Genomic DNA, 11,836 nt, shown 5'->3' on the forward strand with positions numbered 1-11,836 from the left:
CCCGCGGCGTCCCGGCCCCGGCCCCGGTCGCTCTCGGTGCGTGGGCCTCGTTCATCGCACCTCCAGGCCGACCGTACGCAGGGCGCGGCGGGCGCGCAGATAGCCGACGGGGCCGTAGAGCATGCCTCGGCGCTGCAGACGGGACAGGCGCCGCGGCCAGGGATGGGTACGCGAGTCGTGCCCGCCCGGCACGCCCATCGCCGGTCCCGTGCCGTCGGTGACATCGCCACCGTCACCGGTTGTGGCGGGTACGGCGGTGGCGCGTACGGCGGTCAGCCCGCGTGCGTGCGCCAGCCCCCCCGGCAGCCGGACGAGGAAGGCCGGCAGCAGCGCCGGCCGGTTCACCAGGATCGCCGTGAGGTAGGCGGTGAGGCCCGCGCCGTAGCCGTAGGCCTGGGTCTCCAGGTCCCGCCAGGTCTCCCGGTGGTGGTGCCAGACCAGTGCGTGCGGGGTGTAGCGCAGCCGCTGTCCCTGGGCGAGGACGCGGACGAAGCCGTAGAGGTCGTCGCCGCCCCGCGCGGGCGTGCCCGCGCCGGTCGCCGGGTCGAAGCCGCCGGCCGCCCGCAGCGCCGACGTACGGAAGGCCATGTTGGCGCCCGAGCCGAACCGGCCCGCGGTGAACGGGAACAGCGGCTCGTCCGCGGGCGGTTCCGTCGGGTCGTACGTCCGGGGGGTGAAGCCCTTCGCGAAACCGCCGTGGCTCTCCAGCAGTACCTGGGCCGGGGTGCGCAGCCGCGCGGGCAGGATCAGTCCCGTGGCGCAGCCCAGGCGCGGGTCGGTGGCGAAGGGCGCGGTCAGCTCGGTGAGCCAGCGCGGGTCGGCGACCACGTCGTCGTCGGTGAAGGCGATCACCTCGCCCCGCACGGCCGCGAGCCCCCGGTTGTGCGCGATCGCGAGTCCCGGGACCGGTTCGCACACGTACCGCACCCGCTCGCCGTACTTCCGCTCGACCAGCTCACGGGTCTCGCCGGTGACGGGCGCGTTGTCGACGACGACGATCTCGAAGTCCGGGTGGTCCTGCGCGAGCAGCGAGTCCAGCGCGCGGGCGAGCTGGTCCGCCCGCTCCCGGGTGGCGACCACGACACTGGTGGACGGCGGCCGGGGCAAGGGCTCGGGCGGCTCCCCACCCGGCAGCTTCCGGGCGAGCCCGGCCAGCACCTCGGTGGGATCCGCGCCCTCGGGCACCCGCCCGAGCACCGTGCCGATGGGCCGCCCCGCCCGCCTGACCAGGACGAAGACCGCCCCGGACGTCACCGGCGGACTGCCCGGCCCCGGTCTCAGCTCCGCGCCCTTCGCCTCCTCCGCACCTCCAGCGCGCTTCGCCTCCTCGGCCTCCTCGGCCTCCTCGGCCTCCTCGGCGTCGAGGTCCAGCTCGGCGACCTGCACCGGGCCGATGCTCAGGAAACCCTCTATCTCCCGCCGTGTCTCCTGCCGCACACGCCATACGCCGGTCATACGCCCACCCCCTCGTGGTTGCCCTCCGTCATCACCGGCGAAGCCGGGCCGCGCCCCTCAACGTCCGTACCGCCAGCGACGCCAGCCGTGGCCGGTCGCGCACGAAGCCGTGCGCGCGGCGGGCCGGTTCGCGGCCGAGCCAGTGCAGCGCGGCGCCCGCCCCCACACGCGTCGCCGCCCCCTCGTACACGGGCAGTTCGCCCGTCTTCAGCGAGTCCTTGTACTCCGCCGGGCCCCGCCCCATGTCGAGCATGCCGATGCCGACGGCGGCGGCGGCCTCGGCCATCCGCAGATGCAGCACCAACCCCGGCGAGTACTTGGCGAAGTCCGGGTCGTACGCCGGGAACCAGCAGGCCAGGACAGTCGCGGAGCGCAGTCCGAAGTGGGCGGCGACCGGCCGGCCGTCGGCGTAGAGCACGGAGAGGGTGCCGGTGCACTCGGGCGCCCGGGTCTCGGCGAGCCGTGCCACGAGCCGGCTGATCCACTCCTGTGCGAACCGGTCCCGGCGCCCCGTCCTGCGGTACTGCGCCGACTTCCACTCCATGAGCGTGCGCAGCGCGGCCGGATCACGCTCGTCGAACACGAAACGCACGTCACCGACCTGGCGGCCGAGCCTGCGCTCCTTGGCGAGGGTGGTCTTCAGGAACTTCGGCGACCGGTCGCGCAGCTCGTTCTCGTACGCCTCGTACCCCTTCTCCACGTCGATGACGTAGGTGGTGTGCTCCTCGGCGGCGTGCGGTACGAACAGCGTCTGCTCCGCCTCCAGGTTGTCGAAGGCGAAGCACGACAGGGAGCAGGCACGCAGCAGTTCGCGGGTGTCCGGGGCGAGGTCCTGGCGCAGTACCGCGCCCTGGCAGTCCGACACCCCGAGGCCGATCGCCCGGCCCTGGCCCAGTGGTCCGTGCTCGTGCGGCAGGAATCCGGCCGCTTCCCCGCCGTCGTACACCACCGCCACCCGCGCCCGCGGCCGTACCCGGCCCACGACGTCGGTGAACTCCGGTTCCATGAACGGATTGCGTGGTGCCGTCGACTTGGCGCGCAGCTCGCGCCAGTGCTCCCGTTCCCCCTCGCCCAGTTCCTCCGGCCTGAGCACGCGCACACGTCCGCTGTTCAACCCGACCCCCCGATCAAGTCCCCCTGGACAACAGGAAGGTACCTCCGGGGCGCCCCGGCCGGTAGGTAGCGGACCATGTTGTTGCCAAACGGTGCACAGGCCTTTAACCGGCTTTAGCCGATGATGTGCCAGGTTTCGGACACGCTCGTGCGTACTCGTGCCGTACTCGTGCGCAGTTGTGCCGTCCTCGCGCGTCCTCGTTCGGAAGCGGTCGCGGGTGAGTCGGACAGGTGCGGTGTCCGTATTCTCTGATCATGGACCGCACCGCGTACTCACTCGTCGCCACCGACCTCGACGGCACGCTGCTCCGTGGCGACGACACCGTCTCCGACCGGTCGCTGGCCGCGCTGGCGCGGGTGGGTGAGGCCGGTGCGCGGCATCTCGTGGTGACGGGGCGCCCGGTGCCCCGGGTACGGCCCCTGCTCGACCGCCTGGGCTGCACGGGGCTCGCGGTGTGCGGGCAGGGCGCGCAGGTGTACGACGCCGGTGCGCACCGGATGCTGTGGTCGGTCACCCTGGACCGGGAACTGGCCGAGACCGCGCTCGGCAAGATCGAGGCCGAGGTGGGGCAGGTGTACGCCGCGGTCGACCAGGACGGCGTCGACGGCCTCACGCTCATCGAGCCGGGGTACCTGATGCCCCACCCGACGCTGCCCGCGGTACGGGTCGAGCGGCGCGACGAGCTGTGGAGCACACCGATCAGCAAGGTCCTGCTGCGCCACCCCGAGCTGTCCGACGACGAGTTGGCGTCGACGGCGCGCGCGGTGGTCGGTTCCCTCGCGACGGTCACGATGTCGGGGCCGGGGACGGTGGAGCTCCAGCCGTGCGGCATCACCAAGGCGACCGGCCTGGCGTTGGCCGCCGAGCGCCTGGGGCTGAGCCGACGGCGGACGATCGCCTTCGGGGACATGCCCAACGACATCCCCATGTTCGACTGGGCGGCGCACGGCGTCGCCATGGCCGACGCCCACCCCGAACTCAAGGCGGTGGCCGACGAGGTCACCACGACGAACGAGGACGACGGCGTGGCCGTCGTCCTCGAGCGGGTCTTCGGAGCCTCTTAGTACGGCTCAGCCGGTACACATCGGCCGGTACGTACTGAGCCGTACGGCTCAGTACGCGCTGAAGACGTTGTCCATCGAGCCGTACCGGTCGGCCGCGTAGTTGCAGGCGGCGGTGATGTTGGCGACCGGGTCGTACGGGTCCCAGGAGGTGCCGGGCACGTGGTACGCCTGGAAGGTCGGGGCGATCACCTGGAGCAGCCCCTTGGACGGGGTGCCGTTGATGGCGTTGATGTCCCAGTTGTTGATGGCGAGCGGGTTGCCCGACGACTCCCGCATGATGTTGCGGTGGATGCCCTCGTACGTCCCGGGGATGCCGTGCTGCTCCATGATGTCGAGCGACTCGCGGATCCAGCCGTCGAGGTTGTCCGGGTACGTCGTCGCCGCGGTGGCGGCGGTGGCTGCGGCCGGGGCGGTGGCCGGAGTGGCGGCGGAGGCGCTGGTCGCGCCGATGAGCGGCAGGGCGAGCACCGCGGCGCCGGTGCCGGCGACGGCGAGCTTGCGGGCGAGGCGGGTGGTTCGGGCGTGACGGTTCTGACCGTTGGCAGACATGCTTGAGTCCCTCTCCTTACGCCTGCGAGGTGAGCTGTCGGGTTCGGGCGGGGAGGTGCCCGGCCGGGCCCTGACGGGCACCGGCTTCACCCCAAGCCGCTCCGGTGGTGACCGGGCGCGGCGACTTACCTGGGTCCCCCGCTCCTGCCTGCGAGTTTGTTGGCGGATGACTGTGCGTCCGGGTGGTGGCAGGATTCGGCGTCCACCCGACAGGCCGGGAACGTATGCGAGAGCACATGTCCGAAACAAGTGCAGGAATCACCCAACGCGCCTGTTGACCTTGGTCTGGGGTGTTTGTGGCGCTTGATCCTTTGCGGTCGCCAAGCCTCAACTGGCGTGCGGCGCAAAGGGAGGGCGCAGTCGGCGGCGGGGTTGCCTACGGGTGGGGTGGAGTGAGCCAACTCACGGGCTTCGATAAGAGCGGCAAATCGGGCATTAGGGCCAACTGGGAGTCAATCGGCTGTGGGTGGGGATGGCTTCGAGTGTCGACGGATGACTGGGCGGGCCGTCGCCGCGCGTGCCCCGTGTCCGGGGCTGTGTCCAGGTCTGCGTCCGGGGTCGTATCCGAGTCCGTGCCCGGGCCGTGTCCGGCTCTGCGATCCACCTCGCGCCTCACCTCGCGCCTCACCTCGCGTCCTGCCCCCCGGGTCGGTGTTTCCGCGCGCTGTGCGGGCATCTGTTCGGGGTGGGGGTGGAGTGAGGCGAGTGGGTGACGTATTCGGAGTGCGACCCGTTGGGAGGGGTGGTGTGATCTTCGGTGGCGGGTTCTGGCCCTGGCGATGTCGATCAAAATCTGCTCATATCACCTGATCAAAAACATACCGTGCATGATCCGATACAGACCGGCCTGTAGCGGTGGGCGCTAACGGTGATCGAAAGGTGACCGGATACGCTGACTTGAGTGGTGGCAGCGACCTATCGACAAACCAGGTAATCGCCAGTAGACACCAGCAGACAGGAGACCCCTCGTGACCGTCGTCGGGCCGTTCGGGCTGAGCGTGCGGGACCAGGCTCTGGAAGCCGATGTCCAGACCGGATTGGTCGCTGTCGAGGAAGGGTTGCTTGAGGCAACCAAAAGCGAGGTGCCGTTCATCACGGAGGCCGCCCAGCATCTGGTGCGGGCCGGTGGCAAACGGTTCCGGCCACTCCTGGTGATGCTCTCGGCCCAGTTCGGCGACCCCTACGCCCCCGGGATCGTGCCCTCGGCCGTAGTCGTGGAGCTGACCCACCTCGCCACCCTCTACCACGACGACGTGATGGACGAGGCCGCCGTGCGGCGTGGCGTGGCCAGCGCCAACACCCGCTGGGGCAACTCGGTCGCGGTCCTCACCGGCGACTTCCTGTTCGCCCGCGCCTCCCAGATCCTCGCCGACCTCGGACCCGAGGCGGTGCGCGTGCAGGCCCTGGCGTTCGAGCGGCTGGTCACCGGTCAGATCCTGGAGACGGCGGGACCGCAGGACGGACGGGACCCGGTCGACCACTACCTGGACGTGCTGGGCGGCAAGACGGGATCGCTGGTGGCGGTCGCCTGCCGGTTCGGCGCGATGATGTCCGGCGCCGACGAGACGGTCGTGGACGTGCTGACCCAGTACGGCGAGCGGCTCGGCGTCGCCTTCCAGCTCGCGGACGACGTCCTGGACATCGCCTCCGACTCCCACGAGTCGGGGAAGACGCCCGGGACCGACCTGCGCGAGGGCATCCCGACCCTCCCGGTGCTGCGGCTGCGTGAGCGGGCGGCCCGGCTGGGACTCGCCGAGGACATCGCCCTGTGCGAGCTGCTGGACACCGACCTGAGTGACGACGCGCGGCACGCGGAGGCGCTGCGGCTGCTGCGCGACCACCCCGCGCTGGAGCAGGCGCGGCGGGACACCGTCCGGTACGCCGAGGAGGCCCGGGCGGCGCTCGTTCCGCTCAGGGAGTGCGAGGCGAAGGCCGCGCTGGTGGAGCTGTGCGACGCGGTGGTGCACAGGGCCGGTTGAGCGGCCGGACGCGTACGTGGCACCCTACGGGCCGGGGGAGTCACGACCCCTCCGTGTCATCCCGTAGGAGTAGGCGGAGTTGAGCCCGCGGTCTGACGATTCCACTTGGCGGATTTGGTCAGATGGACACCACGGAAAACACCAATCCTCACCGATTCGGGTGAGAATGGCGGCTCACGGGTGAACGAGTGCGAGGTCGCGAGACAGCCGCCGCCGACGACGGAGGTAGGGCACACATGGCACCGATCGATTCCGACGACAACATGACCGCCAGGACGGACGAGGATCTGCCGGCGGGGCGGCGCAGGGCCGCGCGGTACGTCGTCCCGGTCGCGGTGATGGGAGTGGCGGCCGCGACGATCGGCCTCGTCCCGGCGCTCGCCGACTCCGGGGACCCCGACCTTCCGAAGGTCACGGCGGAGCAACTCATCGATAAGATCGCCAAGTCGGACGTGCAGCAGCTGTCCGGCACGGTCAAGATCACAACGGACCTGGGCCTGCCGGACCTCGGCGGCCTGGAGAGCGGCCTGATGTCGGGAATGTCCGGCGGCCCGGGTTCGGGCGGGGACGAGGACGGCTCCGCCGCCGACCCGTCGGCCAAGCTCACCGAACTGGTCACCGGCACCCACACGCTCCGGGTCGCCGCCGACGGCCCCGACCGGCAGAAGCTGTCGGTGCTGGAGAACGCCGCCGAGTACAGCCTGATCCACGACGGCAAGGACGTCTGGGGCTACGACAGCGAGTCCAACGAGGTCTACCACTCCACCGTGTCCGGCAGCGCCGAGCAGCCGGAGAAGGAGGTGCCGGCCACCCCGAAGGACTTCGCCGACCAGGCCCTCAAGGCGGTCGACGACACCACGTCCGTGACTGTCGACGGCACCGCGCAGGTGGCCGGCCGGGACGCCTACCGACTGGTGATCAAGCCCAAGCAGTCCGGTTCGACCGTCGGTGCCGTCACCGTCGCGGTGGACGCCAAGACCGGCACGCCGCTGAAGTTCACGCTGACCCCGGCGAGCGGCGGCGCCGCCGTCGTGGACGCGGGCTTCACCAAGGTCAGCTTCGCGAAGCCGGACGCGTCGACGTTCGACTTCACCCCGCCGAAGGGTGCGAAGGTCACCGAGGGTGACGAGTTGGCCAAGGCGCCGGAGCACGGGCGGAAGGCCGAGGGCGATCTCGCCAAGGAACTGGACGGTCTGAAGGAGAAGGACGGCCTGAGGGAGACGGACGGCCTGAAGGTCATCGGCGAGGGCTGGAACTCGATCGCCACCTTCGACACCGGCGGTCAGGGCGGCCTGCCCACGGCCTCCGCGGGTGGGGACCTCGGCGGCTTCCTCGGCTCCTTCGGCGACCAGGTCAAGGGCGACTTCGGCTCCGGCACCGTGTTCAACACCCGCCTGGTCAACGCCCTGATCACGGATGACGGCAAGGTCTACGCCGGTGCGGTCACCAAGGACGCGCTGGTGAAGGCGGCCGACGCGGCGAAGTAGGCGCGTTCTCGTCCCGTACGACGATGAGGAGAGGGAGCCGATGGCCGAAGCGTCCGCCACGGAAACGGGAGGCGCGGACCGGGAGAACCGGGACCCGGAGAGTCCGGACCCGCTGATCCCGGGCCAGGGGAGCGGAGCGGTCGACGCCGTCATCGCCACCCGCGCGCTCACCAAGCGCTTCCGCGGCGGACAGCTCGCCGTCGACGGTCTGGACCTGACCGTCCCGGCGGGCAGCGTCTTCGGCTTCCTCGGCCCCAACGGCTCCGGCAAGACCACCACCATCCGCATGCTGATGGGCCTGATCGAACCCACCTCGGGCACCGCCCGGGTCCTGGGCCGGCCCATGCCGCGCGCGGCCCGCACCGTACTGCCCCGGGTCGGCGCCCTCATCGAGGGCCCGGCCCTGTACGGCTTCCTCTCCGGGCAGGACAACCTGCTGCGCTACGACGCCGCGGACCCGACCGCCGACCCACGCACCCGGCGCGAGCGCGTCGCGGCGGCGCTGGACCGGGTGGGCCTCGCGGCCGCCGCGGGCAAGAAGGCGAAGGCGTACTCGCTCGGCATGAAGCAGCGCCTCGGGCTGGCCGCGGCGCTGCTCCAGCCGCGCAGCCTGCTGGTCCTGGACGAACCGACCAACGGGCTCGACCCCCAGGGCATGCGCGAGATCCGCGCGCTCGTGCGCGAACTGGCCTCCGACGGCACCACCGTCTTCCTCTCCTCCCACCTGCTGGACGAGATCGAGCAGGTCTGTACGCACGCCGCCGTGATGGCCCGAGGGCGGCTGATCACCCAGGGCGCGGTCGCCGACCTGGCGGCCGGGGCACGCGGCCGGCTGGTGGTGACCACGCCGGACACGGGGGAGGCCGCGCGGGTGCTCAAGGAACAGGGGGCCGGGGACGTGGTCGTCGCCGAGGACCGGGTGACGGCGGAGCCACCCGACCGCGACCTCGCCGACCTGAACGCCGCCCTGGTGGCGGCCGGCGTCCGCGTCCGCGGCTTCGCGGTGGACCGGGCCTCCCTGGAGGACGCGTTCGTGGCGCTGACCGGGGAGGGCTTCGATGTCGCGGGCTGATCAGCCGAGTGCGTCGAGTGCGTCGAGTGCGACGAGTGCGTCGAGCCCGCTGTGGTCCCTCGGACTGCTCCGCAGCGAACTGCTGATCACCTTCCGGCGCTGGCGCACCCTCGCCCTGCTGGGGGTGCTGGCCGCCGTTCCGGTCCTGGTGGGAATCGCCGTGAAGATCGAGACGAGCGACGGCGCGTCGTTCGGCGGCGGAGGTGGCGGAGGAGGAGGCGGCGGGGGACCGGCGTTCATCTCGCAGATCAGCAACAACGGCCTGTTCCTGGTCTTCACCGCGCTCGCCGCGACCCTCCCGTTCTTCCTGCCGATGGCCATCGGGGTCATCGCGGGCGACGCCATCGCGGGTGAGGCGAGCGCGGGCACGCTCCGCTATCTCCTGGTCGCCCCGGCCGGCCGCACCCGGCTACTGCTCGCCAAGTACGCCACGGTGATCGCCTTCTGTCTCGCCGCCACCCTGGTGGTCGCGGTCTCGGCGCTGGCGGTCGGAGCGCTGCTGTTCCCGGTCGGTGACCTGACCACCATCTCCGGCACCCGGATCTCCTTCGCCGAGGGCCTGGGGCGCGCTCTGCTGATCGCCCTGGCCGTGGCCGCCTCACTCGTCGGCGTCGCGGCCCTCGGCCTGTTCGTCTCCACCCTGGTGGGCAGCGGCATCGCCGCGATGGCGACCACGGTCGGGCTGCTGATCACCGTCCAGATCCTCGACCAGATCCCGCAGCTCGACGCGCTCCAGCCGTACTTCTTCTCGCACTACTGGCTGTCCTTCGCCGACCTGATGCGCGAACCGGTCTACTGGGACGACCTGACGAAGAACCTCGGCCTCCAGGTCCTGTACGCCGCTGTGTTCGGCTCGGCGGCCTGGGCGCGGTTCACGGCCAAGGACATCACCTCGTAGGCGCGGTCCCCGCCCGCTCGTACGGGAAGCGGGCGAGCGGCGCCTCCTGCGCGAAGAAGGTCTTGGCGCGAGCCAGCGCCTCGGTGTCCGTCAGGACGTCGCCGGGCCTGCTGCCGTTGCCGAGCAGCACCCCGCCGAAGCGCATCCCCATGTAGGCCGCCGAGTTGTTCAGGGTGCCGATCAGCGGGTCGGCGACCTCCTGCTCCCGGTGCGCGAGCGCGGTGACGCCCCACAGGGTGCGGCCGGCCAGGGTCGCCTTGAAGTCGAGGCCCGGGGTGCGCAGCCAGCCGGACCAGTGGTCGAGATAGCGCTTGACCGGCGCGGACAGCGAGTACCAGTACAGCGGCGAGGCGATCACGATGTCCGTGGCGTCGAGGGTGGCGTCGAGCAGAAGGCCCGCGTTGCCCTCCGTGGGGCGTGTGTGGTCGCTGTCGTGCCGCAGATCCCCGAACTCGGGCAACGGATGCTCGGCGAGGTCGATCCACCGCTGCTCGACGTGCGTGGGCAGTTGTTCGGCGGCGCGGCGGGCGAGCAGCTCGGTGTTGCCGTCGGGACGGCTGCTGCCCAGCAGGAAGAGGAAACGGCGGGTCATGAGGTCTCCCGGAGTCGTCGGCATGCACGAATACCCAGCACGTGCATTCTATGCATGCGCATATAACTTCTTCCAGGGTTTTCCCGGTACGCCCACCGGAGGAGCGGAACAGCGAGTCGGTCTCCGAGGGGGCTCTGGCCGGTTCCGTCCGGGCGCAAGGGGGCGGAGAGGCGACGGGCAACGCGCCGCACGGGTCCGCCGATGGTCGCGTGACCTCCTGGAACGAGCCTGTGACACCCCGGTGACGTGAGATTGGCGAGCGAGCGGAGAGACTCGACAGTAGGTGTACGACAGGCATGACAGGCTCTGGACGGCTGGGAACCGAATCCGCCGACGGAAGCCGCCGATGAGTGGGGGAACGATGTCTCGACTCGGCCGCGACAAGCAGCGGGACCGCGAGGGCGCCGAGCGCTCGCCCGCCCCTGCGGCGACGCCGATCGACGTCCGTGTGCCGGAGGCCGGTTCCGGCGCACGCAGCGCTTCGGTCGACGGTTCACTGATCGTCGCGGCCCCCGGCGAGGAGATCCAGAACGCCGTCCTGAACCGCCTTCACCGCCTCGCCCTCGCAGCCGGTCATCCCGTCCTCGCCACGATCCACGACGAGCGCGTCGGGTACTCCGTCCCGCTTCGGGTCGACCCGGACGGCTCCAGCCATCTCGCCGCGGAACCGGTGCCGACGGCTTCCGGGGAGCCGGCCGTACGACCGGCCGTACGAAGGGACCAGCCCACGTACGTCCTGCGGCCGGTGGAGCCGGTGGAGCCTGCGCGGGACGGCGCACCGGCGTTCCCTCTGCCGGCGGTGTCCGAGTCGCAGCGGGTGCCGGCCGGTGAATCCGTACCGACGTTCACGCTGCGGGCCCTGCCGGAGCCGGCCGGGGGAGCGGCGGTGCCCGGTACGGTGGCGCCGCCGACGGGAGAGTTCGGACCGCCGCCCCGGATGGACGGTGCTCCCGCGACCGGTACCTCCGAAGGCGCGGGACCGCGGCCCACGCCCGGCCGGGTCACCGAGCCCGGGGCTGCGGCGGTTGTGGACCTGGGCCCCGGCCTCGCCCACGGCGCCGACCCCGGCCCGGAGCCCACCCCCACCCCCGCCCGCGGCTTCGACGCGGTGGCCGAGGCCGTGCTCGGGGACGAACCGCTCACCGCACCCGGCGACGCCACCGCCCCCTCGCTCCTCGCGGAGCCCACGGCCCGGATCAACGAGGCCGTCAAGGAGGGGCGTACGGCGGTCGCGTCGCAGCTCGCCGAAGAGACCGTGACGGAAGCCTCGCAATCGCTGGGACCGGAGCACCCGGAGGTGCTCCGGCTCCGCGAACTCACCGCGTACATCGCGTACCTGTCGGGCGAGCCGGACCGAGCCTTCCGTCTCTCCCTGGACCTGGCCCGGATACACCGCCACGCGGGCGACGCGGAGGCCGCGTACGGCAACGTGCGGAGCGCGGCCACCGCCTGGCGCGCCGTACGCGACCCCGCGCGGGGCCTGGAGCTGGGGCACGAGCTGGTCGGTCTCTGGGACGAACTCGCCGCCGAGGAGGGCCCGGCCGCGGAGGAGGCCGAGGAGCTCGAGTCCGCTCGCACCCGCATGGGCCGCCTCACCGACCGCGTCCGCGCCCAGGCAGGCTGACC

The 11,836-nt window shown here is 71.7% G+C and carries 10 protein-coding genes and 1 riboswitch; of the genes, 6 read left to right on the forward strand and 4 right to left on the reverse strand.

Translation table 11 applies throughout. From position 1 onward, the window contains the following. Positions 1-51 precede the first annotated feature (51 nt). Both QC283_RS32735 and QC283_RS32740 read right to left on the reverse strand, forming a co-directional pair. Positions 52-1,455 carry a glycosyltransferase gene (locus QC283_RS32735; protein ID WP_279565382.1) on the reverse strand — a complete coding sequence of 468 codons (1,404 nt, stop codon included), beginning with the start codon at positions 1,453-1,455 and terminating at the stop codon, positions 52-54. Positions 1,456-1,486: 31 nt separating this feature from the next. Beyond that, entirely contained in the window at positions 1,487-2,548 is a 1,062-nt protein-coding gene (locus QC283_RS32740) for a GNAT family N-acetyltransferase (RefSeq protein WP_279565383.1), read from the reverse strand. A 275-nt stretch (positions 2,549-2,823) separates the two neighbouring features. Here QC283_RS32740 and QC283_RS32745 point away from each other — a divergent pair, with 275 nt between their 5' ends. After that, positions 2,824-3,633, forward strand: coding sequence for an HAD family hydrolase (locus QC283_RS32745; RefSeq protein WP_279565384.1), 810 nt, complete (start codon positions 2,824-2,826; stop codon positions 3,631-3,633). Between the two features lie 48 nt (positions 3,634-3,681). Here QC283_RS32745 and QC283_RS32750 read toward each other — a convergent pair whose 3' ends face one another. Further along, positions 3,682-4,182 (reverse strand): transglycosylase SLT domain-containing protein, encoded by a 501-nt coding sequence (locus tag QC283_RS32750; RefSeq protein WP_279565385.1) that lies wholly within the window; start codon positions 4,180-4,182, stop codon positions 3,682-3,684. A gap of 5 nt (positions 4,183-4,187) precedes the next feature. Beyond that, positions 4,188-4,357, reverse strand: a riboswitch (cyclic di-AMP (ydaO/yuaA leader). Between the two features lie 793 nt (positions 4,358-5,150). Here QC283_RS32750 and QC283_RS32755 point away from each other — a divergent pair. The 4 genes from QC283_RS32755 to QC283_RS32770 all read left to right on the forward strand — a co-directional run bounded on the left by QC283_RS32755 (position 5,151) and on the right by QC283_RS32770 (position 9,618). Continuing rightward, entirely contained in the window at positions 5,151-6,161 is a 1,011-nt protein-coding gene (locus QC283_RS32755) for a polyprenyl synthetase family protein (RefSeq protein WP_279565386.1), read from the forward strand. A gap of 236 nt (positions 6,162-6,397) precedes the next feature. Next, positions 6,398-7,648: a LolA family protein gene (locus tag QC283_RS32760; protein ID WP_279565387.1), complete on the forward strand. Its 1,251-nt coding sequence runs from the start codon at positions 6,398-6,400 to the stop codon at positions 7,646-7,648. Positions 7,649-7,688: 40 nt separating this feature from the next. Further along, on the forward strand, positions 7,689-8,720 hold the full coding sequence (locus QC283_RS32765; protein WP_279565388.1) for an ABC transporter ATP-binding protein: 1,032 nt from the start codon (positions 7,689-7,691) through the stop codon (positions 8,718-8,720). Further along, the gene (locus tag QC283_RS32770; RefSeq protein WP_279565389.1) at positions 8,707-9,618 is read left to right on the forward strand and encodes an ABC transporter permease; all 912 of its coding nucleotides are present in this window, start codon (positions 8,707-8,709) and stop codon (positions 9,616-9,618) included. The genes QC283_RS32765 and QC283_RS32770 overlap by 14 nt, the downstream gene beginning before the upstream one ends. Here the strand turns inward: QC283_RS32770 and QC283_RS32775 are convergent. Then, a complete protein-coding gene (locus QC283_RS32775; RefSeq protein WP_279565390.1) occupies positions 9,608-10,210 on the reverse strand; it encodes a flavodoxin family protein in 603 nt (200 codons plus the stop codon). The genes QC283_RS32770 and QC283_RS32775 overlap by 11 nt on opposite strands. 361 nt (positions 10,211-10,571) lie before the next feature. Between QC283_RS32775 and QC283_RS32780 the strand changes: the two genes are divergently transcribed. After that, complete coding sequence (locus QC283_RS32780) at positions 10,572-11,834, forward strand: tetratricopeptide repeat protein (protein WP_279565391.1); 1,263 nt, start codon at positions 10,572-10,574, stop codon at positions 11,832-11,834. Positions 11,835-11,836 lie beyond the last annotated feature (2 nt).

It is taken from the genome of Streptomyces sp. DH41, assembly GCF_029813785.1.
Classification (GTDB): domain Bacteria; phylum Actinomycetota; class Actinomycetes; order Streptomycetales; family Streptomycetaceae; genus Streptomyces.

Coding starts and splice junctions, on each gene's coding strand:
- QC283_RS32775 (WP_279565390.1), bottom strand. CDS start 10,210: ATGACCCGCCGTTTCCTCTTCCTGCTGGGCAGCAGCCGTCCCGACGGC.
- QC283_RS32760 (WP_279565387.1), top strand. CDS start 6,398: ATGGCACCGATCGATTCCGACGACAACATGACCGCCAGGACGGACGAG.
- QC283_RS32750 (WP_279565385.1), bottom strand. CDS start 4,182: ATGTCTGCCAACGGTCAGAACCGTCACGCCCGAACCACCCGCCTCGCC.
- QC283_RS32745 (WP_279565384.1), top strand. CDS start 2,824: ATGGACCGCACCGCGTACTCACTCGTCGCCACCGACCTCGACGGCACG.
- QC283_RS32735 (WP_279565382.1), bottom strand. CDS start 1,455: ATGACCGGCGTATGGCGTGTGCGGCAGGAGACACGGCGGGAGATAGAG.
- QC283_RS32770 (WP_279565389.1), top strand. CDS start 8,707: ATGTCGCGGGCTGATCAGCCGAGTGCGTCGAGTGCGTCGAGTGCGACG.
- QC283_RS32765 (WP_279565388.1), top strand. CDS start 7,689: ATGGCCGAAGCGTCCGCCACGGAAACGGGAGGCGCGGACCGGGAGAAC.
- QC283_RS32780 (WP_279565391.1), top strand. CDS start 10,572: ATGTCTCGACTCGGCCGCGACAAGCAGCGGGACCGCGAGGGCGCCGAG.